The organism is Pseudomonas syringae (genome assembly GCF_021606685.1).
Classification (GTDB): domain Bacteria; phylum Pseudomonadota; class Gammaproteobacteria; order Pseudomonadales; family Pseudomonadaceae; genus Aquipseudomonas; species Aquipseudomonas syringae_R.
Window position 1 is genome coordinate 49,880 of the sequence record NZ_WKCB01000022.1, and the last position, 20,455, is coordinate 70,334.

The 20,455-nt window shown below is 58.2% G+C and carries 23 protein-coding genes and 4 tRNA genes; 15 read left to right on the forward strand and 12 right to left on the reverse strand.

All coding sequences use genetic code 11. The features are described 5' to 3' along the window. Window positions 1–6 precede the first annotated feature (6 nt). The 6 genes from purF to GIW02_RS11320 all read left to right on the forward strand — a co-directional run bounded on the left by purF (window position 7) and on the right by GIW02_RS11320 (window position 4,063). On the forward strand, window positions 7–1,512 hold the full coding sequence (gene purF / locus GIW02_RS11295; protein ID WP_236411157.1) for an amidophosphoribosyltransferase: 1,506 nt from the start codon (window positions 7–9) through the stop codon (window positions 1,510–1,512). 65 nt (window positions 1,513–1,577) lie between these two features. Then, window positions 1,578–2,789 (forward strand): O-succinylhomoserine sulfhydrylase, encoded by a 1,212-nt coding sequence (locus GIW02_RS11300; RefSeq protein WP_236411155.1) that lies wholly within the window; start codon window positions 1,578–1,580, stop codon window positions 2,787–2,789. A gap of 11 nt (window positions 2,790–2,800) precedes the next feature. Beyond that, window positions 2,801–3,565, forward strand: a complete 765-nt coding sequence (locus GIW02_RS11305) for an SDR family oxidoreductase (protein ID WP_236411153.1) — start codon at window positions 2,801–2,803, stop codon at window positions 3,563–3,565. A gap of 107 nt (window positions 3,566–3,672) precedes the next feature. Continuing rightward, a tRNA-Val gene (locus tag GIW02_RS11310) sits at window positions 3,673–3,748 on the forward strand. A gap of 55 nt (window positions 3,749–3,803) precedes the next feature. Next, window positions 3,804–3,880, forward strand: a tRNA-Asp gene (locus tag GIW02_RS11315). A 106-nt stretch (window positions 3,881–3,986) separates the two neighbouring features. Next, window positions 3,987–4,063, forward strand: a tRNA-Asp gene (locus tag GIW02_RS11320). A gap of 243 nt (window positions 4,064–4,306) precedes the next feature. Here GIW02_RS11320 and GIW02_RS11325 read toward each other — a convergent pair. Then, complete coding sequence (locus tag GIW02_RS11325) at window positions 4,307–5,590, reverse strand: NAD(P)/FAD-dependent oxidoreductase (RefSeq protein WP_236411152.1); 1,284 nt, start codon at window positions 5,588–5,590, stop codon at window positions 4,307–4,309. A gap of 184 nt (window positions 5,591–5,774) precedes the next feature. On the opposite strand from GIW02_RS11325, the gene GIW02_RS11330 reads away from it, so the two are divergent. Then, a tRNA-Val gene (locus GIW02_RS11330) sits at window positions 5,775–5,851 on the forward strand. 566 nt (window positions 5,852–6,417) lie between these two features. Here GIW02_RS11330 and GIW02_RS11335 read toward each other — a convergent pair. The 3 genes from GIW02_RS11335 to GIW02_RS11345 form a co-directional block, all read right to left on the reverse strand. Beyond that, on the reverse strand, window positions 6,418–7,083 hold the full coding sequence (locus GIW02_RS11335) for a Wzz/FepE/Etk N-terminal domain-containing protein (protein WP_236411150.1): 666 nt from the start codon (window positions 7,081–7,083) through the stop codon (window positions 6,418–6,420). Window positions 7,084–7,250: 167 nt separating this feature from the next. Then, on the reverse strand, window positions 7,251–7,646 hold the full coding sequence (locus tag GIW02_RS11340; RefSeq protein ID WP_236411149.1) for a hypothetical protein: 396 nt from the start codon (window positions 7,644–7,646) through the stop codon (window positions 7,251–7,253). A gap of 1,249 nt (window positions 7,647–8,895) precedes the next feature. Beyond that, complete coding sequence (locus tag GIW02_RS11345; RefSeq protein ID WP_236411148.1) at window positions 8,896–9,093, reverse strand: hypothetical protein; 198 nt, start codon at window positions 9,091–9,093, stop codon at window positions 8,896–8,898. A 195-nt stretch (window positions 9,094–9,288) separates the two neighbouring features. Here GIW02_RS11345 and GIW02_RS11350 point away from each other — a divergent pair, with 195 nt between their 5' ends. Next, window positions 9,289–9,723 carry a hypothetical protein gene (locus tag GIW02_RS11350; protein ID WP_236411147.1) on the forward strand — a complete coding sequence of 145 codons (435 nt, stop codon included), beginning with the start codon at window positions 9,289–9,291 and terminating at the stop codon, window positions 9,721–9,723. 36 nt (window positions 9,724–9,759) lie between these two features. Here the strand turns inward: GIW02_RS11350 and GIW02_RS11355 are convergent, their stop codons facing one another. Further along, window positions 9,760–11,187 carry a DHA2 family efflux MFS transporter permease subunit gene (locus GIW02_RS11355; protein WP_456361602.1) on the reverse strand — a complete coding sequence of 476 codons (1,428 nt, stop codon included), beginning with the start codon at window positions 11,185–11,187 and terminating at the stop codon, window positions 9,760–9,762. Window positions 11,188–11,371: 184 nt separating this feature from the next. Between GIW02_RS11355 and GIW02_RS11360 the strand changes: the two genes are divergently transcribed. The 5 genes from GIW02_RS11360 (at window position 11,372) to pcp (ending at window position 15,137) form a co-directional block, all read left to right on the forward strand. Beyond that, window positions 11,372–11,998 (forward strand): flagellar biosynthesis protein, encoded by a 627-nt coding sequence (locus tag GIW02_RS11360; protein WP_236411146.1) that lies wholly within the window; start codon window positions 11,372–11,374, stop codon window positions 11,996–11,998. A 112-nt stretch (window positions 11,999–12,110) separates the two neighbouring features. Continuing rightward, entirely contained in the window at window positions 12,111–12,524 is a 414-nt protein-coding gene (locus tag GIW02_RS11365) for a GNAT family N-acetyltransferase (protein WP_268935302.1), read from the forward strand. A 300-nt stretch (window positions 12,525–12,824) separates the two neighbouring features. After that, window positions 12,825–13,541 (forward strand): 5-oxoproline transporter, DUF969 family subunit, encoded by a 717-nt coding sequence (locus tag GIW02_RS11370; RefSeq protein ID WP_236411142.1) that lies wholly within the window; start codon window positions 12,825–12,827, stop codon window positions 13,539–13,541. Continuing rightward, the gene (locus GIW02_RS11375; protein WP_236411141.1) at window positions 13,538–14,488 is read left to right on the forward strand and encodes a DUF979 domain-containing protein; all 951 of its coding nucleotides are present in this window, start codon (window positions 13,538–13,540) and stop codon (window positions 14,486–14,488) included. Before GIW02_RS11370 ends, GIW02_RS11375 begins: the two co-directional genes overlap by 4 nt. Before the next feature lie 7 nt (window positions 14,489–14,495). Further along, window positions 14,496–15,137, forward strand: coding sequence for a pyroglutamyl-peptidase I (gene pcp, locus GIW02_RS11380; protein ID WP_236411139.1), 642 nt, complete (start codon window positions 14,496–14,498; stop codon window positions 15,135–15,137). A gap of 15 nt (window positions 15,138–15,152) precedes the next feature. Here the strand turns inward: pcp and GIW02_RS11385 are convergent, their stop codons facing one another. After that, window positions 15,153–15,377, reverse strand: a complete 225-nt coding sequence (locus GIW02_RS11385) for a hypothetical protein (protein WP_236411138.1) — start codon at window positions 15,375–15,377, stop codon at window positions 15,153–15,155. Between the two features lie 355 nt (window positions 15,378–15,732). On the opposite strand from GIW02_RS11385, the gene GIW02_RS11390 reads away from it, so the two are divergent. Continuing rightward, window positions 15,733–16,410 (forward strand): HAD-IA family hydrolase, encoded by a 678-nt coding sequence (locus tag GIW02_RS11390; RefSeq protein ID WP_236411137.1) that lies wholly within the window; start codon window positions 15,733–15,735, stop codon window positions 16,408–16,410. An 8-nt stretch (window positions 16,411–16,418) separates the two neighbouring features. Here GIW02_RS11390 and GIW02_RS11395 read toward each other — a convergent pair whose 3' ends face one another. From GIW02_RS11395 to csrA, 3 genes are all read right to left on the reverse strand, one after another. After that, window positions 16,419–16,712: a hypothetical protein gene (locus GIW02_RS11395; RefSeq protein WP_236411136.1), complete on the reverse strand. Its 294-nt coding sequence runs from the start codon at window positions 16,710–16,712 to the stop codon at window positions 16,419–16,421. Window positions 16,713–16,807: 95 nt separating this feature from the next. Continuing rightward, window positions 16,808–17,056, reverse strand: coding sequence for a hypothetical protein (locus GIW02_RS11400; RefSeq protein ID WP_236411135.1), 249 nt, complete (start codon window positions 17,054–17,056; stop codon window positions 16,808–16,810). Window positions 17,057–17,267: 211 nt separating this feature from the next. Beyond that, the gene (gene csrA / locus GIW02_RS11405; protein ID WP_003192511.1) at window positions 17,268–17,462 is read right to left on the reverse strand and encodes a carbon storage regulator CsrA; all 195 of its coding nucleotides are present in this window, start codon (window positions 17,460–17,462) and stop codon (window positions 17,268–17,270) included. Between the two features lie 247 nt (window positions 17,463–17,709). On the opposite strand from csrA, the gene GIW02_RS11410 reads away from it, so the two are divergent. Then, window positions 17,710–18,090 carry an SPOR domain-containing protein gene (locus GIW02_RS11410; protein ID WP_236411133.1) on the forward strand — a complete coding sequence of 127 codons (381 nt, stop codon included), beginning with the start codon at window positions 17,710–17,712 and terminating at the stop codon, window positions 18,088–18,090. A gap of 31 nt (window positions 18,091–18,121) precedes the next feature. On the opposite strand, the gene GIW02_RS11415 is transcribed toward GIW02_RS11410, so the two are convergent. The 3 genes from GIW02_RS11415 to GIW02_RS11425 all read right to left on the reverse strand — a co-directional run bounded on the left by GIW02_RS11415 (window position 18,122) and on the right by GIW02_RS11425 (window position 20,349). Then, window positions 18,122–18,811 (reverse strand): endonuclease I family protein, encoded by a 690-nt coding sequence (locus GIW02_RS11415; RefSeq protein WP_236411130.1) that lies wholly within the window; start codon window positions 18,809–18,811, stop codon window positions 18,122–18,124. Window positions 18,812–18,815: 4 nt separating this feature from the next. Next, entirely contained in the window at window positions 18,816–19,067 is a 252-nt protein-coding gene (locus GIW02_RS11420; protein WP_236411128.1) for a DUF1654 domain-containing protein, read from the reverse strand. Between the two features lie 193 nt (window positions 19,068–19,260). Next, window positions 19,261–20,349, reverse strand: coding sequence for an asparaginase (locus GIW02_RS11425; RefSeq protein WP_236411127.1), 1,089 nt, complete (start codon window positions 20,347–20,349; stop codon window positions 19,261–19,263). Between the last annotated feature and the right edge of the window lie 106 nt (window positions 20,350–20,455).

Consider the following 20,455-nt stretch of genomic DNA (forward strand, 5'->3'; position numbering starts at 1 on the left):
CGTCGCATGTGTGGCATCGTCGGTATCGTCGGTAAGTCGAACGTCAATCAGGCGCTGTATGACGCGCTAACCGTCCTCCAGCACCGCGGCCAGGATGCTGCCGGTATTGTGACCAGCCACGACGGCCGGTTATTCCTGCGCAAGGACAATGGCCTGGTTCGTGACGTGTTCCATCAGCGTCACATGCAGCGCCTGGTCGGGCATATGGGTATTGGCCATGTGCGTTACCCAACTGCCGGTAGCTCGACTTCGGCCGAAGCTCAGCCGTTTTACGTCAACTCGCCTTACGGCATCACCCTGGCGCACAACGGTAACCTGACCAACGTTGAGCAACTGGCCAAGGAGATTTACGAATCTGACCTGCGCCACGTCAACACCAGTTCCGACTCGGAAGTATTGCTCAACGTGTTTGCGCACGAGCTGGCCCAGCGCGGCAAGCTGCAACCGACCGAAGAAGACGTGTTCGCGGCGGTGATCGACGTGCACAACCGTTGCGTCGGTGGTTACGCCGTCGTGGCGATGATCACCGGTTACGGCATCGTTGGTTTCCGCGACCCGCATGGTATCCGTCCGATTGTGTTCGGCCAGCGTCACACCGACGAAGGCGTCGAGTACATGATTGCGTCCGAGAGCGTGTCCCTGGACGTGCTGGGCTTCACACTGATCCGCGACTTGGCGCCAGGCGAAGCGGTGTACATCACCGAAGACGGCAAGCTGCACACCCGCCAGTGCGCCGTGGCGCCGAAACTCACCCCGTGCATCTTCGAACACGTTTACCTGGCGCGTCCGGATTCGATCATCGACGGCGTTTCGGTGTACAAGGCGCGCCTGCGCATGGGTGAGAAACTCGCCGAGAAGATCCTGCGCGAGCGTCCGGAACACGACATCGACGTGGTGATCCCGATCCCGGATACCAGCCGTACCGCTGCGCTGGAACTGGCCAACCACCTGGGCGTCAAGTTCCGCGAAGGCTTCGTGAAGAACCGCTACATCGGTCGTACGTTCATCATGCCCGGCCAGGCTGCGCGCAAGAAGTCGGTGCGCCAGAAGCTCAACGCCATCGAGCTGGAGTTCCGCGGCAAGAACGTGATGCTGGTGGACGACTCCATCGTGCGTGGCACCACCTGCAAGCAGATCATCCAGATGGCGCGTGAAGCCGGTGCGAAGAACGTGTACTTCTGTTCCGCCGCGCCTGCCGTGCGTTACCCGAACGTGTACGGTATCGACATGCCGAGCGCCCATGAGCTGATCGCCCACAACCGTTCGACCCAGGACGTTGCGGACCTGATCGGTGCCGACTGGCTGATCTACCAGGACCTGCCGGACCTGATCGAGGCGGTTGGCGGCGGCAAGATCAAGATCGCCGAGTTCGACTGCGCCGTGTTCGACGGCAAGTACGTGACCGGCGATGTCGACGAGGCCTACCTGAACAAGATTGAGCAGGCGCGTAATGACTCCTCGAAGGTCAAGACCCAGGCGGTCAGCGCGATCATCGATCTGTACAACAACTGAGTAAACACCGGCCCTGAGGGGCCGGTTTTGTATCTTAAATAAAGCTTTGAGTAAGGAGTCGCAGCATGAGTCAGGAATGGGATGCCGGTCGGTTGGACAGCGACCTCGATGGCGTAGCTTTCGATACCCTGGCTGTGCGCGCCGGCCAGCACCGCACGCCGGAAGGCGAACACGGTGACCCGATGTTCTTCACCTCCAGCTATGTGTTTCGCACCGCTGCCGACGCTGCTGCGCGCTTTGCCGGTGAAGTCCCGGGCAACGTGTATTCGCGCTACACCAACCCGACCGTGCGTGCCTTCGAAGAACGTATCGCGGCCCTGGAAGGCGCAGAGCAGGCCGTGGCTACGGCTACTGGCATGGCCGCGATCCTCGCGGTGGTGATGAGCCTGTGCAGTGCGGGCGACCACGTGCTGGTATCGCGCAGTGTGTTCGGTTCGACCATCAGCCTGTTCGAGAAATACTTCAAGCGCTTCGGTATCGAAGTCGACTACGTGCCGCTGGCGGACCTGTCCGGCTGGGATGCGGCGATCAAGGCCAACACCAGGTTGCTGTTTGTCGAGTCGCCGTCCAACCCGCTCGCGGAGCTGGTGGATATCACGGCGTTGTCCGAGGTGGCGCACGCCAAGGGCGCGATGCTGGTGGTCGACAACTGCTTCTGCACCCCAGCCCTGCAGCAGCCGCTGAAACTGGGTGCGGATATTGTCGTGCACTCGGCGACCAAGTTCATCGACGGCCAGGGCCGTTGCATGGGCGGCGTAGTGGCAGGCGCAAGCGAGCAAATGAAAGAAGTGGTGGGCTTCCTGCGCACCGCTGGCCCGACCCTGAGCCCCTTCAATGCCTGGATTTTCCTCAAGGGCCTGGAAACCCTCAGCCTGCGGATGAAAGCCCATTGCGCCAACGCCCAGGCCCTGGCCGAGTGGCTGGAGCAGCAGGATGGTATTGAGAAGGTGCATTACGCCGGCCTCAAGAGCCATCCGCAGCACGCATTGGCCCAGCGCCAGCAGCGTGGGTTCGGGGCCGTGGTGAGTTTTGAAGTGAAGGGTGGCAAAGAGGGCGCCTGGCGCTTTATCGACGCCACGCGCCTGATCTCCATCACCGCCAACCTGGGTGACAGCAAGACCACCATTACTCACCCGAGCACCACGTCCCATGGGCGCCTGGCGCCACAGGAGCGTGAAGCGGCCGGCATCCGCGACAGCCTTATCCGCATCGCGGTGGGCCTCGAAGATGTGGCCGATTTGCAGGCTGACCTGGCTCGCGGGTTGGCGGCCTTGTGATCGAGTGGTCCATGGAAGCTGCAGCCGCCAGTAACGGGCGTGTCGCGCTGGTGACTGGCGCGGCGCGGGGCATCGGCCTCGGGATTGCCGCGTGGCTGATCAGTGAAGGCTGGCAGGTGGTGCTGACCGACCTGGACCGCGAACGCGGGTCCAAGGTGTCCAAGGTGCTCGGTGAAAACGCCTGGTTTATCAGTATGGACGTGGCCGACGAGAAGCAGGTTGCCCAGGCCGTCGCTGAGGTGCTCGGGCAGTTCGGGCGCCTGGATGGGTTGGTGTGTAACGCTGCGGTGGCCGATCCGCGCAACACCACCCTGGAAAGCCTCGACCTGGCCTACTGGAATCGTGTGTTGGCGGTGAACCTCAGCGGGCCTATGTTGCTGGCCAAGCACTGTGCGCCGTACCTGCGCGCCCACGGCGGGGCGATCGTCAACCTGGCGTCGACCCGGGCCCGTCAATCGGAGCCGGACACCGAAGCCTACGCGGCGAGCAAGGGCGGCGTGCTGGCCCTGACTCACGCGTTGGCGATCAGCCTTGGGCCGGAGGTGCGGGTCAATGCCGTCAGTCCGGGTTGGATCGACGCGCGTGATCCTGCCGCGCGGCGTGCCGAGCCTTTGACCGATGCTGATCATGCCCAGCACCCGGCTGGACGGGTGGGCACGGTAGAGGATGTGGCGGCGATGGTGGCGTGGTTGTTGTCGCGTCAGGCGGGGTTCGTCACCGGGCAAGAGTTCGTGGTGGACGGTGGCATGAGCAAGAAGATGATTTACAGCGAGTAGGGCCGGCGGCCGTCTTGAAGCAATTTTGTCTTTTTCAGAAAAACTTCAAGCAGGCTATTGACTTAGGTCCGTTACCTGCGTAAATTTCGCGGCCTCAACGAAGCAAAGGGTGATTAGCTCAGCTGGGAGAGCATCTGCCTTACAAGCAGAGGGTCGGCGGTTCGATCCCGTCATCACCCACCACTTCTTGAGAGTTTTGCCCTGGGGCAAGACGCAACGTTAAAGGTTGCACCGACGCGCAGCGGTAGTTCAGTCGGTTAGAATACCGGCCTGTCACGCCGGGGGTCGCGGGTTCGAGTCCCGTCCGCTGCGCCATATTTTCCAGGTTCGATTTGTCGGGCTTGAGATTGAACAGCCAAGGCTGAGCGATCAGGTGTTAAAAGACGGTTGAGGGTGTTGTGCTCAGCCGGTCAAGCGATACGCAGCGGTAGTTCAGTCGGTTAGAATACCGGCCTGTCACGCCGGGGGTCGCGGGTTCGAGTCCCGTCCGCTGCGCCATATCTGCATCAAGGCCCACTGAACGCCTTGAAGCACAAAGAAAGCCTCTGGCTACTTTGATCCGATAGCAAAGACCCTGGTCGAAAGACCGGGGTTTTTTGTGTCTGCGATTTGACCTCGATCCTGCCGCGGTCCAAAAAAATGTGAGAGCGGGCTTGCTCGCGAATACGGTCTATCAGTCGCTGGAAACATTGACTGACGCACCGTGTTCGCAAGCAAGCCCGCTCCCACCGTTGCGTTGGCTCAGAACCCCAACTTATCCCGCAGCCCGTAATACCAGGCGCCCAGGGCTGCGAACGGTGTGCGCAGCAGTTGCCCACCCGGGAACGGGTAGTGCGGCAGGTCGGCAAATGCATCAAAACGCTCTGCCTGGCCCCTCAGCGCCTCTGCCAGTACCTTGCCTGCCAGGTGCGTGTATGTCACCCCGTGGCCACTGCAGCCTTGCGAATAATAGATGTTGTCGCCCAGGCGGCCTACTTGCGGCAAGCGCGACAGAGTCAGCAGGAAGTTACCCGTCCAGGCGTAGTCAATTTTGACGTCTTTTAGTTGCGGGAAGGCCTTGAGCATCTTGGGACGGATGATCGCCTCGATATTGGCCGGGTCGCGCGCGCCATACACCACGCCGCCGCCGAAGATCAGGCGCTTGTCGCTGGTGAGGCGGTAGTAGTCGAGCAGGTAGTTGCAGTCCTCGACGCAGTAATCCTGCGGCAGCAGCGTCCTGGCCAGTTCATCGCCCAGCGGCGCAGTGGTGATCACCTGCGTGCCGCATGGCATCGACTTGGCTGCCAGCTCCGGCACCAGATTCCCCAGGTAGGCATTGCCCGCCACGATGATGAACTTGGCCCTGACCTTGCCCTCGGCCGTATGCACCACCGGGTTTGCCCCGCGCTCGATGCGCACCGCCGCCGACTGCTCGTAGATCGTGCCGCCCAGCGACTCCACGGCCGCTGCTTCGCCCAGTGCCAGGTTGAGCGGGTGGATATGCCCGCCGCTCATGTCCAGCAGGCCGCCAACATAGTTGTCACAGGCCACCACCTCGCGGATGCGGCGTTCGTCCAGCAGCTCCAGTTGCGTGTGGCCGTAGCGCTCCCACAGGCGCTTCTGCGACTCCAGGTGGCCCATGTGCTTGCTGTTGAGTGCGGCAAACACGCCGCCGTCCTTCAAGTCGCACTGGATCTGGTACTTGGCGACCCGTTCGCGAATGATCCTGCCGCCCTCAAATGCCATCTGCCCGAGCAACTGTGCCTGCTGGGGGCCGACACTGCGCTCAATCACATCGATGTCACGGCTATAGCTGTTGACGATCTGCCCGCCATTTCGCCCGGACGCACCAAAGCCCACCTTCGCGGCTTCCAGGACCGTCACGCGAAAACCGTTCTCCAGCAGAAACAGCGCGCTGGAGAGGCCGGTATAGCCGGCACCGATCACGCACACATCGGTTTCGACCTCGCCTTGCAGTACGGGGCGTGGCGGAACTGCGTTCGCGGAAGCGGCGTAATACGACTGGGGGTAGGGGGTGTTCGCCATCCTGGAACCTCTGTTTTATATTTTTTACGAGTGCCCTGATCCTACCTGAGTTGAAAATCGCCTGCCAGCCACCCGAGAAATGCGGATGTGCTGGCCGCAAATAAAAAATTCGCATATTCATAGGGTTAGCTGCAAAAAAGATGTTGACACCCCTCCGGAATTCCGTAAAATGCCGCCTCACAGCAGGCACGTAGCTCAGTTGGTTAGAGCACCACCTTGACATGGTGGGGGTCGTTGGTTCGAGTCCAATCGCGCCTACCAAACAAAATCCGCTCTGCTGGGCGGTCTAGAAGGGCTCACCGAAAGGTGGGCCCTTTTTTGTTGTCTGCGATTTGCAAAACTTTTGCAAAACTCCCACCTCAGAACGCCAATTCGGCGCCCGAGCCGCCGTACAAGGTTTTTCCTGTCGTTGGCAGGCTTGCCTGACGTGCTTGCTGGTCGGGTCAAAACGGCATCGCGAAGTGCCGGAACATCTGGGCCAGCTGCCATGCGCCGGGTATGGCCGGCGCGAACACCGCCTGGAGGATCTGCTGAAGCATTACCGTCTGGCTGGTGGGGTGATGTCATGACGCCCGGTCAGGTCTTCGCGGCGATGCGGCTGTCAATGGCTGTCGCCGCCTGCGGTGATTCCGGATCTGCCCAGCGACGCGCGCCAACCACCCGCGCCGCTATGGTGCTCTCCGAACTGTTCGAGCAGGCTGACAAAAAGAACGCGAGGGCTGGCGGTTGCGTATGACCGATCCCGAATGGTTGGGCTGCCGTGTGAGCGCAGTTACGACTCGATGCGCCGCTTTTCTCACATTCAAAAGCCTAAAGACTGCTACCGATTAAGGTTTTGAATCACTCTCATGCTTAGAGACTAAAAGGCGGAGGTGAACAAAAAAGCAACCCAGTAAAAACCCAAATATTAAGCCGATTGCTGAAAATGAAACTAGACTTTTGTTATTTGTAATCTGTAGTTCATGCAAGGGGTTGAATGCTTTTATATTACTGTCATGGTCAATATTTGGAAGGTTTAGAAGTACCGCTTCCTCATTTGCGCTATCTAATGCTGACTGCAAACGCTTTTCAGCAAGTTCTTTGGTTTTGGCCGTTGCTGCTGCTAGATAAATAAGGTTTTTTTCGTATGTGCTCGTCTTTGGCTCTGTCTCTTTCAAAGAAATAGACTTGGCAGCCATAATTCCCATGGCGGTGTAGAACATGTCATTTTGAATTGAGTTGTATAAGTTGTTTTCGAGGCTTGAAGCCTGAAGTTTTTCCAAGGTGTCGTCAGGCTTGACTTCTTTGTATAAGCTATAAAGAGACGACCTGGTAATGTAGGTGCTCGCAGTCCAGCTCTCTGGTGTGAGTGCATAGATAAAAAACGATAATATTAAGACGGAAATGGTTGTATATGTTATTAGTGATTTATTGGACCACAAATTTTTTGCAATGGTAACGAGGTCCATCTCTTCATCGGCATAGCGGGTCTTCTGGTTGGATAAATTGATCACGAATAAGTCCTTTTAATAACGTTTTCGAATTGTAAACAAAAAACCATGGAAATGCACTTTGTATCAGGTTTCAAAAATGATAATCATTTGTATTATTGCCGCCTAGTTCACCGTTGTAGATCTTTGTAGCGGGCCTTGGCTTCAGCCCGATTAGTTGAATGCTCTCATCACGATGCTGTACCGGGGGTTGTTAGTCTATGTACATCATGGTTGGATTTCGGGTGTAACGATCTTTCCATCAGCCGCCGCGGGTTCTCCCTGAACAGGTGGTCACGCTGATCCACTACGGACATCAGGCCGCTTATCCGCGAGCCCATGTCTGAGTTTTTCCGGTTGAGCCTGCACACGTCGGCGAGTGCTTTCCCAAGAGCTGTCTCGGCAGAGGCTTTATCCGCGACCAGTGCATCGTTCATTTGGATAAGGCCAGCAATGTTCTTTCTTGCCTTGGTCAATTGCGCTTGAGCCTCGATGAACTCGTCTTCGAGCAGCGCGCATTGGTGCTTGTGCATTTCGAGGGGCGTAGGGCAGCCAAGCCATTCAGAGGTGTCGTAAACGAGGTCCATGGTGATTCAATTCAAGTGCTGTATTTATGTACGGTGGGCGAGGGTTACCAGATTTGGGAGTGGTGTTCGTCGGCAGGACGCCAGGGAATATCCAACGCTAAGCTATTGATTCATGTAGATCATATTGCCGGTTTTGGGCGTGTCGGGATTAGGCCTGTTTTTCTTGTAAATCAATTTCCTGCATCACCTTGACAGGGTGGAGATCGTTGCTTCGAGTCCAATCACGCCTACCAAACAGAATCCGCTGCCATTCTCGCGAAATCATGAAGCGTATCTGCGTATAGTTTCTGGTTTTTGATTAGAGCAACTCGCAAGAAGACAGGATGTTTTCGCGAAGGACCGTTCTGGCAGGCACTATGTCGTTGGCTGTGTTGGGTATTCCCACCAGGTACGCTAAGGCTGAATCTGAAATCCCGACAGGGCAAAGGCCCAACATCAACAGTTACTGTAGTGGAGCTTTCATTACACCTGAGCATTTCACGTCGCGAATCTTCGACAGGTTTCATTACGAGCTGTTCAGTGATGGAGCGTCAAGACTGCTTAATGACTTATCGACCTTTAAGCCGAGCGGTGCATTACGTACTGATCACCGTATGAATCAGCAAAAGACCGGAGCCTATTACGTCTCTAATCAAGGTTCTCCCAGGAAAATAGCCCGCTCTCAAGTGTAAGTGATGCGCCTAATAAGTCTGATGTCGACGTGGTTTATGTTAAGTCAGGTATTTATTTTCATGGTTTGATATAGGCGAGTATAAACGCAGCCGGTGCTGAGAACCTAAAGCCTCGTACGGGCAACGGCTCGACCTGTCATTAAGCGGTGACCGGCTTCAGGATAGGCGGGCTTTACTTCAGGAACCGTGGTCCCGGTGTGGCCGATATCAATGATGCTCGAACTTTCAATGTCCCAGTAAGGGCAATTGCGACAGCGATGAGTTTGGCTGTGGGTTTCTTATCAGTGGAAAAAGAAACGCTGAAATCCCGACGTCTCATATGTGGCTTCATAGTTGCCTGGCGATGGGCAATTCAGGGCCTGCGCTCGCTGCTGTCAATGGCGGTGTGCTGGAGTACCGTGAAACCTACATTGGCGATGGCGTTGTCGACGTAGATGGTCTGAGTTCGGCTGGAAAGTATCTGATCAGCGCCTAGCTCAACCGCAAGGCGTGTATACAGCTGCGCCCGCCCCGACGCGGCTGTTTTGTCGGCGCGAGATCTGGGGTCCGCATCCGGTGCACGCGGTGGGGCTCATCAATTACTCGCCGCGATCCTTATGCAGTTTTCCCCATTTGGCTGCAATCACCGGGTCAACATACTGACCGTCTTTGTCACGTTGCAGGCGCTCCTTGGGAATACGGGCTTCGAAGGAAGGGCGAAGCTGGTCGTAGGGGTCTACTTCGTCGGTGAAGAAATCGATAACGCCGGTAACTATCTTTTTGATGATCGGCAGCATATCCGGCACATTCAGGAGGGTCGTTGAAATCGAGCGCATCTTATTACAGCGTCGTTGGAAATGTGCGCGCCGATTCCTGATTTTTTAAGCGTTTTGTTGAGGGGGATTTATCGCTGATTAAAATGGCGCGCAGCTCTAAAGTTATCGCCCTGCAGGCCGATAACCTCGCACATTTCCCTTGATCGGATTCCTGGCATGCTTATCAACATCAGCGGTCCCACCTCCGTAACAAGCACTCCAAGTACGGTCAATTCGGCTGATACCGCCACCACCGAAAGTACCACCGGCACCCGCAGCTCGGCAGTCAGCCCGAGCGCGGATACTCAAGGTGCTGCAGGCGCAGGCGGGGCCAGCCAGGGCTCGTCGGTTACGCAAGAGTCCGATACGGTCAAAGAACTCAAGAAGCAGATTGAGCAGTTGCAAAAGCAGCTTCAAGCGCAGCAGCAGGCCTTGCAGAAGGCTCAGTCCAGCAACCAGAGCGCAGACGCCAAGGCCGCTGCGGTATCGGCGGCGCAAACCCAGATTGCAGCCACTGTGGCGGCACTGCAGACGGTAACGTCGGCTCTGCTGCAGGCCGTCACCGGCGAGGGTGCCAGCCCATCGGGCTCGATTGTCAGCACCACCGCCTGAGACCCGCACAGCGTGTTGATACCTTGAGCCCAGCGCTCACCTGCGGTTCAACACGCTTTCTCCTGCGCCCTTCGGCAACCGATAGACGTCCACCAGCGCCAACCCGCCGAGCAACGCCACCCCGATAAACGCCACGCGAAAATCCCCAACCTGCGCGAGTGCCTCGTGCCCGCTGATGCTCATTGATGCTTGCAGCAACAGCGCGGCCACCGTCACACCCAGCCCCATCGCCAGCTGAAACGACATGCTGAACAACGCCGACGCTTCGCTCATGCGCGCCTTGGGCACGTCCGCAAAACCGATCGAGTTGTAACAGGTGAACTGCATTGAGCGCGACAGCCCGCCCACAAACAGCACGGCTGCAATCAGCGCAAAGGACGTCTGCGCGGTGAAAAATGCGCACGCCACAATCGAGGTGACGCCGATCACCCCATTCACCAGCAGCACCTTGCGAAACCCATGGCGCTGCATGATGGCCGTGGTGAAGGGTTTCATCGCCAGGTTGCCGGCAAATACCGCGAGCACCAGCAGGCCGGCATCCACCGGGGATAGTCCGAAGGCAACCTGAAACAGCAGCGGCAGCAAAAACGGCAGGGCGCTGATGGCCAGGCGAAACAGCGAGCCGCCGTAGACGCTCACGCGGAAGGTGTTGATCGACAGGGTTTCCAGCGGCAGCAACGGGTCGGTGTAAAGCCGACAATGCTGCGCGGCCCACACCGCTAGCACGAGGCCCGCCACGACCAGCGCCACGCCTGGAAGCAGCTGTTCGCCCGTCTGGCTGCCGAGCCATTCCAGCCCACCCAGCAGCGCCACGCAGGCGCCTGCCAGCAGCACAAAGCCCTTTGCATCGAACCTGCGCACGTGCGCTTCGCGTCCTTGCGGCACCAGCCACAGCGCGGCGATCAGCGCCAACAGGCCCAGCGGCAGGTTCACGTAAAAGATCCACGGCCAGGTGGCATGGGTCACAATCAGCCCGCCGGCCAATGGCCCCAGAATTGGCGCCACCAGGCCGGGCCAGGTGATGATCGCGATCATTTTCACCAGGTCTTTCTTCTCCGTGTTGCGCAGCACGGCCAAGCGACCCACGGGCACCATCAGCGCGCCACCAATGCCCTGCAGAACCCGCGCTAACACGAACATCTCAAGGCTTTGGCTGAGCCCGCAGAGCAGCGAGGCGAGGGTGAAAACGATGATCGCGCCGGCAAACACCCGGCGTGCGCCAAATCGATCAGCGACCCAACTGGACAGCGGGATGAAGATCGCCACGGCGAGAATATAGGCAGTGATGCCAATGTTCATGTCCACCGGCGTTACGCCAAAGGCCGTGGCCATGGTCGGCAGCGCTGTGGCGATAACCGTGGCGTCGAGGTTCTCCATGAAGAAGGTCACGGCGACCACCAGCGCGATCAGGCGGGTGTGTACGCTGAGGCCGGTTTCGGCGGAGGGTGTGGCGGGAGGAGTCACCGGTGCTGCCCCTTGTTCTGTGAAGGTCGCTGGTCTCTGACGATACCGGGTCAGGCTGGAACCTACACGCGCTGAGGCGCGTTTTTTGATTCAATTGTCGGCGATGCCGAAATGCCATCATCCCTGTACAATCGTCTCCGGCCGATGTCCGGCCAAGCCATGATGGCGATAGGGAGCGGTGTGTATGAGTGTTCGGTTAGCGGTGGGGATTGCGGCATTGATGCTATTGGCGGGATGCGTCACCAGCCGGTCGGAAATTGATGTCAACTTTGTGCCGCCGAGTAACGTGCAGGCCGCCGCAAGCAATGGCAAAAAGGTGCTGATCAGTACGGTGGACGAGCGGGTCTTCCAGATAAGCCCTCGTAACCCGGCCACGCCTTCGCTGAAAAATAACGAAGTCACCGACAAGTCCATTACCGAACGCGCCATCGCGCGCAAGCGCAACGGCTACGGCATGGCACTCGGCGATGTGCTGCTGCCGTCCGGCCGCACCTTGTCACAACTGGTCAATGAGTCGGTGGCCTCGGCCTACCAACAGGCGGGCTATGAAGTCGTGACCGAGCCTGGCGCTGCGGGCGCCACGCCGGTCAAGGTGCATATCGTCGAATTCTGGTCGTGGTTCACCCCAGGTTTCTTCTCGGTGGATGTCAGCAGCAAATCCCTCCTGCGTATCGAAACACCGGGGGCAAAGACGTTCGATGTGGTCACCGGTCATAACGAGAGCATGCAGTTGGTGATAGAAAAAGATTGGAAGCAGATCACCGAAACGAATCTTCAGGAACTGTCGCGGCAGACCTCCAAGCAGCTTTGACGCAGTTGGTCGTGTGACGCGAGGGTCAACCGTACGGTTGGCCCTTTTTGCATTTATACAGCCATACTCAGCGACATTTTGCTAAGTGAAGGAGATGGAAGTGCAGATAGAAATGGAAGTGTCATTCGACGTGTCCGAGCACGAGCGCGAAGCGATCCTCAAGCCATTGGTGGCCTATAACCGCAGTCATACCGGCGAAATGCCGTTTGAAACCGTCGGGATCTTGCTGCGCGACCCAGCCACCCAAGCAGTGGTGGGTGGTCTCTACGGGAAAATCTCCTGCGGGTGGCTGTTTATCGAGCTACTGAGCATTCCCGACGCCCTGCGCACCCAAGGCACGGGTACTCGCCTGATGCAGACGGCTGAAGCCTTGGCGCGGCAAAAGAGTTGCGTAGGAATCTGGCTGGATACCTTCAGCTTCCAGGCGCCGGGGTTTTATCGAAAGCTGGGTTTCAGTGAATTTGGCCACATCGCCGATTACCCTCCAGGTCATCAGCGGCACTTTTTCCAGAAGCGCTTGAGCTGACACGCAAGGCTGCGCGCCCATGCTCGATAGACGAGCGGGGCGCAACGCACACTTTCGGTTGGCGCAGCGCCTCTTGCCGAGTGTCCCTTTCAATCAGCCACAAGATTTATTGGTTCGCAGCAACAATTTTTCTTGTTGGACACCTCCCGCCCCCAGGCAGCAAAGTTGCCGCCACTGACGCTCGACCTTCCGGGTCAACAATAAAAAACCGAGCCGACTGCACGCCACTTCTTGCTGTGAACCCTTTGTTCACATCCTGCTGTAATGGCGCCGCAGCGCGCACTAAAGGACCTCTCCGCCATGCAAACTGTTGTGAACTTATGGCCGTTGATCGGCGTATTTGTGATCGTGGTCGGCTTTGTTTTGCGCTTCAATCCGCTGTTGGTGGTGACGGCCGCCGCTATCGCCACCGGGCTCGCTGCCCATTTCCCGCTGGGAAAAATCCTCGCCACCATGGGCGATGGTTTCCTTCAGACCCGCGCTCTGCAATTGATTCTGTTGTTGCCCCTGGCGGTCATCGGCTTGCTTGAACGGCATGGTTTGCGCCTGCATGCGCAGAATTGGATTGCGCGGTTTGAGCGCGCCACGGTGGGGCGTCTGTTGATCATGTATCTGTTTGTTCGCGAGTCCACGGCCGCAATGGGCTTGACCAGCCTCGGCGGGCATCCGCAGATGGTGCGCCCGCTGCTGGCCCCCATGGCCGAAGGCGCGGCGGAAAAACGCTACGGCAAATTGCCGGAAAAACTGCGCCACAAGGTACTGGCCATGTGTGCTGCAACAGACAACGTCGGCCTGTTTTTTGGTGAGGATATTTTCGTCGCCTTTGGTGCGATCGCGCTGATGCACACCTTCCTGCTCGGTTCTGGCATTGATGTTGAACCGTTGCACATTGCCGTGTGGGGCGTTCCCACGGCAATCTGCGCGTTCATCATCCACGCCATTCGCCTGCATCGATTCGACCAGAGGCTGACCCGCGAAATGACGCCTGTAGCCACCCCCGTGGAGGCTGCGCAATGATCATCTCAATTCAATACCTGTACTGGCTGGCCGGGGTTCTGCTGCTGATCACCGCCGGCATGATTCTGTTGGACCGGAACCACCCCAAGCGCTGGTCGAGCGCGTTGTTCTGGCTGTTGTTCGCGATTCCGTTCCTGGCGGGTGAGCGCTTGCCCTCAGTGGTTATCGGTGCGGGCGTGGTGGTGATGGCGTTGATTGCAGGGTTGGGCGGCGTCGGTCGTGGCACGCATGCCGAACTGCATGACAAGGCTTCCCGTGCCAGCGCCGGCCGCCTGGGGCACAAGCTGTTCATTCCGGCGCTGGCCATCCCACTGACCACGGTGATCGGCTCGGTATTGCTCAAGCACACCGAGATCGGCGGCGTACCGCTGCTGGACCCCAAGAACACCACCTTCGTTTCCCTCGGTATCGGCTGCCTGATTGCCCTTGGCCTGGCGTGCTGGCTGACCCGTGACACGCCGGTGCAGGCCCTGCGCGAATCCCGGCGCCTGACCGAGGCCCTCGGTTGGGCCATGGTGTTGCCGCAGATGCTGGCAATGCTGGGCCTGCTGTTTAACGAGGCCGGGGTAGGCACGGCCGTCGCTCACGTCACCACCACTTACATCAACATGGATTTCAAACTCGTGGCGGTGATGGTCTACGTGTTGGGCATGGCGCTGTTTACGGTGATCATGGGGAACGGCTTCGCGGCATTCCCGGTGATGACCGGTGGTGTCGGCGTGCCGGTGCTGGTGGGGATCTATGGTGGTAACCCGGCGGTCATGGCGGCGATCGGTATGTTCTCCGGTTATTGCGGAACGCTGATGACGCCAATGGCCGCGAACTTCAATATCGTGCCGGCCGCCTTGCTGGAGTTGCCGGACAAGAACGCGGTCATCAAGGCCCAACTGCCCACTGCGTTGATGATGCTGGTGGTCAATATTGTCCTGCTTTATCTGCTGATGTGAGGCCACCATGCAAACAGTGTTGTTGACGGGTTTCGAGCCCTTCGATCAAGACCCGGTAAACCCGTCCTGGGAGGCCGTGCGCCGGTTGGATGGCGTACAGCTGTGTGCTGATGTGCAGATGGTTGCGCGTCAATTGCCTTGTGCGTTTGCGACGGCGGGCGAGTACCTGGCCCAGTTGATCGACGAATTGCAGCCGGCAATGGTGATCGCCATCGGCCTGGGGCCTGGGCGCAGCACTATTTCCATGGAGCGGGTAGCGATCAATGTGAATGACGCGCGAATCCCCGACAACCTGGGTGAACAACCTATCGATACACCCGTTGTAGTTGACGGCCCGGCGGCGTACTTCACGACGCTGCCGATCAAGGCAATGGTCAAGGCCGTGCGCGAGGCCGGGATTGCGGCGTCGGTTTCGCAGACGGCGGGCACCTTTGTGTGCAACCAGGTGTTTTACCTGCTGCAGCATGCTCTCGCCGCCACGGCTGTACGCAGTGGTTTTATCCATGTGCCGTACTTGCCGGAACAGGTGGTTGTTTCAGGGCAACCGTCGATGGCATTGACCACCTTGGTCGAGGGCTTGCACGTGGCGGTGCTGGCGGCGTGGCAAACATCAACGGATGTCGTGCAAGTGGGCGGGCAGGTCAGTTGACCTGCCTGATCGGCCTCAGCTTGCAAATAACCGAGTGAGCGCAAGGGTGATTGCGCAGGCCAGGCCGGTCATTGCGAAGGCCGTCGCCACATACCATTTGATCAGGTTGGCTTCAGTGGTTGTAAGGTCTGCCTTGGTTGCGAAGTGCTTTTCCATGGAATCCTCCTTGCTTGAAACGGTGATGAGCTTCTGTTTCATATCCGCCAGCCCCTTTTCCAGTACGCCCAATCGTATTTCCATGCATTGATCTCCTTTCTCAACGTTGCCGCCTCTGCCTTGAGGCGGGTTGCTCAGCGTGTTCGCCCTGCCGAGTCGATGGTGTTTTCTCGTGGGGGCGACGCCTTTTTCAAGGGCTCTGAGCGAGCACCTTGAAACAGAGACTAGTGCGAGTCAGGGTCAGCCGTGAATAAACAAACCTTTGCAAAATAACACCACGCCGCTGGCGCTCCTGTATTAAGCGCGGGGGCGTTGCAGACTTACAGCGTGATGACAAAGCGGTAATGCAATGGATGTGGCGGCGGCGTTTACAAGCACCGAGGTGATCCGTAGATTGCATCGGGCCAATTATTTGTATAGCCCACGAGGAAGCCACCCAGTGTCCATCCGAGGTTCAGCCGTGTTTGCCCGTCGTTACCGCGCCTTTCTGTTCGATATGGATGGGACGTTGCTCAATTCCATTGCCGCCGCCGAGCGGGTATGGAGCACCTGGGCCGAGCGCCACGGCCTGGAGGTGGCGGCGTTTCTGAGCACCATTCACGGCGCCCGCGCGATCGATACCATCACGCGCCAGGCATTGCCCGGTGTCGACCCGGAGGTGGAGGCGCAGTGGATTACCGAGGCGGAGCTGGAGGATGTCGAAGAGGTTGTAGCGATACCCGGCGCCGTCGCGTTCCTGAACAGCCTGCCCGGCGATCAATGGGCATTGGTCACCTCGGCACCCAAGGCGCTGGCGTTGCGTCGGTTGCAAGCGGCCGGCATCACGCCGCCGGCGGTGCTGGTCACAGCCGAGGATGTCGCCATCGGCAAACCGGACCCGGCCTGTTACGTGCTGGGTGCGCAACGCCTGGGCGTGCGGGTGCAGGAGTGCCTGGTGTTTGAAGATGCGACGGTGGGTATTCGTGCAGGGGAGACGGCCGGGGCGGATGTGCTGGTGGTGACGTCGACACACCTCACACCCATGGCCACCGAGCACGCTTCGATCGAAGACTATGCACAGTTACAGGCGCAGCGCGACGCTGACGGCTTGTTGTCACTGCGCAGCCAAGTGGGCTGATACGAAAACTATTGATCTCGACTTTGTTCGCAGGGGGCGGCGCAAGACGGCTGCATCCGATCATTCCTCATTGCCTGGCGCGACAGCACCATTTCTCTGAGTATTTCATGCGCCAGTCGGGCAATCGCTTCGGCGCCTCGATAGTGAGCCCGCACGATGCTGGTAATTGCGAAATGGTCGGTTTCCGGGCCACTGAGCACCACTGAAAGGGTGCCGTCGGCGTGCAGTGTGCAGGTGACTTTATAGCTGGGCAGGCGGGATGCCAGTTCAGACTCGATTTGGGATTTGGTCAGGGTGTCCATCTGCCTTAGCGCCTTTCAGTTACCGTGCAGAGGAAAGCATAGGCCGTGTTGTCGCGCTGTAAATACCGGTGATCTGATAGCGAACGGCTAGCACTTCAACGTGCGCTCTTGTGTAGGGAGTGCTGACACAACCTGCGCTGCACGACCTGCTGGATAGGCTTGAGACAGAACATGAACAGGTAGCCACACAGCAGCAATGCCAGGTCCAGCCAGGAAGGCGGATCGGCGGAATCAGCCCCTCCAATTTCAAGCCTCAGGCCATATTCCAGGCCCACAAAGACCAGGCCGATCAGCACGGTGATCGTCCAGGACGTGGCGTTGAAGGGTTGTGCAGTGGGCCTCATCGACGTGCTCCTGAGCGCACACGCATGGCAAGGTGTGAGTCAGAGGCTTCGGCTATGAAATGAGGCGACAAGTTCCAGGCGTGAAGACGGTTTCATCTTGCCGCGAAGATGAAGAGAGTGGCGATGTCGATCACGCAGCAAACACAAGAGCAGTTCGAAGAGGTTTTCGCCAGCCGTTACAGTGAACGAAAGGGCTGGCTACTGAGGTGCTTCAAGGCGTCTGGTTTTTGTCCGGAGCGGTCAGTCCGGCCTGGATGCGCTGGTAGATCTCCTCGCGATGCACGGCAACATCCTTGGGTGCATTGATGCCGATTCGTACTTGCTGGCCGCTGACGCCCAGGATGGTGATCGTGATGTCATCACCGATGTTTATGCTTTCACCGACTTTGCGGGTGAGTATAAGCATGGACTTCTCCTTGATTACTTTTAAGGACACATGTTTCAGACAGGGCAGATGTCGGATGTGTGTAGCTTACTGCTAAGCGCTTCCCTGTGACTGCCTCTTTTAGGACGCATAGAGGCGGCATTAATTCCCATGGCGGCATCATACAGGTCTGCGATACATCATTCGCATTGTTTAAGCCAACGTTTATGACGGCCAGAATAGACAGTGAATGATAAAGTTGCCTCTTTATCCTTAAAGGAGCAGGGCAGTGCGTAAAGTAGCGATGGCAATTGCGGTGTTGGCCTTGGCTGGTTGCGGTGAAGGCAAACCTGTCGAGGCCCCCAAAGCCAAGCCCGCCGTGAGCGAAAGCCAGCCACAAACCGGCGCGATTGCCGCCCAGGAATGGGATATTCGGGTCGGCCCGCCGGACCACAAGTTGCAGGCAATCACCGACCTTACAGCCTGGTTGCTCGAACATGGTTTCAATTTTTATATCGTGAAAACAGACGGCAAGGACGAAGTGCTGTTGGGGCCTTTTGCAACCAAGGCCGAGGCCGAGGCCAAGCAGACGCTGCTGAACGAGAAAATGGCGCGAGCCAAGAAAACCGACACCGTGTCGGAGATCATCGAGCACAACGTCGCGCAGTAACGGGCTGAATGGGCGGCAGCTCCGCCCATTTTCAACCGCAGGCTTTCAAATTTACCGGCCCGACAAACTCATTGCCACGCCCCATCACACACGCCACGGTCTGGTTACGCTGGCGCTCCCAGGTTTGCACCGGATAGGTCTTGTTCCAGGCTTCGTACAACTGCCGATCCTGCTTCGACAGGCGCAAGCCGTAGCGTTTGCTCATGTAGAAGTAAGTACGCGCAATCATCCCGCGAATGGACGGGCGTGGCATGACCTTCTTGGCCTTGAAGTCGACCTGGGTCAGGCACGAGCCGTACTGCCCGCTTTGCACCGGCAGCCAGCCAAAACTGAAGTTGTTGCGGTCGCCATTGACCTCACCGATGCTTGGCACCAGGTTGTGCAGGTCCGCTTCGGCGCGCTTGAACACATCGTCATGGCGCGTGCAGTTCTTGCGCCCGCCGTTCTGCCAGCACTGGCGCTGATGCCCGATCTGCCACGCCGGAACAATGTGTTCCCACTCGATGCGCGCGGCGCGGTTGGCGTTTTTGCGTGGGATATAGCCACAGGCTTTGAGGTCCACGCGGTTGCCGGTGTATTTGCAGCCGCAGTAGAACTCGGTGGATTGTGGGGCGTAGAGCTTCCAGGCAACTTTCTTGGCTTCGCTGAACGTGCGCGGCGCCTGCGCGTGGGCGGTGACCGCCAAAAACAGGCAGCACACAGCGATAAAACGGGCACTCATCGCGTCAATCTTCCTTGGGTACGACCCAGAAAATCTGCACGCCACCATCGTCCCGGTAGGCGAGGGTGACGTTATCGTTCTCCGCGATTTCCTCCAGCAAACGCGCCCAATCATCCTCTGGCTCGTCCGGAAGACGGAAGATCAGGGCTGCCTTGGCTTTCTGCGCGTTGGTCGAATTGATGATCTTTTGCACACGAATGGCCAAGCGTTGGTAGGCATCAGGCGGAGTTGGCACTGCGGAAGAGGACTTTGCCACGGAGAATTCCTTAATTAGCTGTACGCACATACAGTATTTAACTGTGGGCGATTTCGCAACTGCTTAAATTTCAAGAAGTTCGTCTTACAGCAATTCAGGCAATTTGGTGTAGGGCAGGGGTGTTTTTATCGAAGGGTTTTTCGAGGGAGGGCAGGGGCGATCACATCCGCCCCTGCCGAGGTGTTACCAGGAATCAGTATTCCCAGAACATCCGTTGCAGCTCTTTGCTGTCTTGAGTCTTGGTCAGAGCGACCATCGCCAGAATCCGCGCTTTCTGCGGGTTCAGATCGAGGGCGGCAACCCAGTCGTACTTGTCGTCAGGCTGTTCGGCATTGCGCAGCACCATGCCGCCGGCATTCACGTGGGAAGAACGAATGATCTGCACGCCTTGCTTGCGCAATTCCACCAAGGCAGGAACCACTTTGGACGACACCGAACCATTGCCGGTACCCGCATGGATGATGGCTTTAGCGCCAGCCTGGGCCAATGCCTTGTAGGCCGTGTCGCTCACGTTGCCGTAACCGTAGGCAATTTCTACATCAGGCAGGCTCTTGATGGTCTTGATGTCGAACTCGGAATCCATGGTGTGGCGCTTGGCAGGCAGGCGGAACCAGTAGGATTTGCCTTCAACTACCATGCCCAGCGGGCCCCATGGGCTTTTGAACGCCTCGGTCTTGATGTTGATCATTTTGCTGACGTCACGGCCCGACTGGATCTCGTCGTTCATGGTCACCAGCACGCCCTTGCCGCGCGCATCCTTGCTGCCGGCTACAGCCACGGCGTTATACAGGTTGAGCATGCCGTCCGCCGACATGGCGGTGCCTGGGCGCATGGAACCGACGACCACGATGGGCTTGTCGGTTTTTTCCACCAGGTTCAGGAAGTAGGCGGTTTCTTCGAGGGTGTCGGTGCCGTGGGTGATCACGATGCCGTCCACGTCTTTGCTGTCGGCCAGTTCGGCGACGCGACGACCCAGTTGCAGAAGGTTTTCATTGTTGATGCTTTCGGACGCAATTTGCATCACTTGCTCGCCGCGCACGTTGGCGATCTGGCTAAGCTCAGGAACACCGGCGATCAATTGCTCGATGCCGACTTTGGCCGCCTGGTAGGTGGCACTGTTGGCCGCACTGGCACCCGCGCCGGCAATGGTGCCGCCGGTGGCGAGGATCACCACGTTGGAGAGTTTGGTCTTGGTTTCAACGTCCTTTGCCTGGGCGGCAACGGGGAACAGCAGCAGGAGGGCCAACGCGCCCGGAACAAAAGTCTTGAGTGCAGATTTCATTATTTTTCTCTCTGGTTTTTGATGAGTGCTGTAGCAGGTTCATCTAGAGCACCCGGGCGGGTCTGAACGCCCGAGCTGCTGAGAAAGAGCAGGATTTGTACCAAAC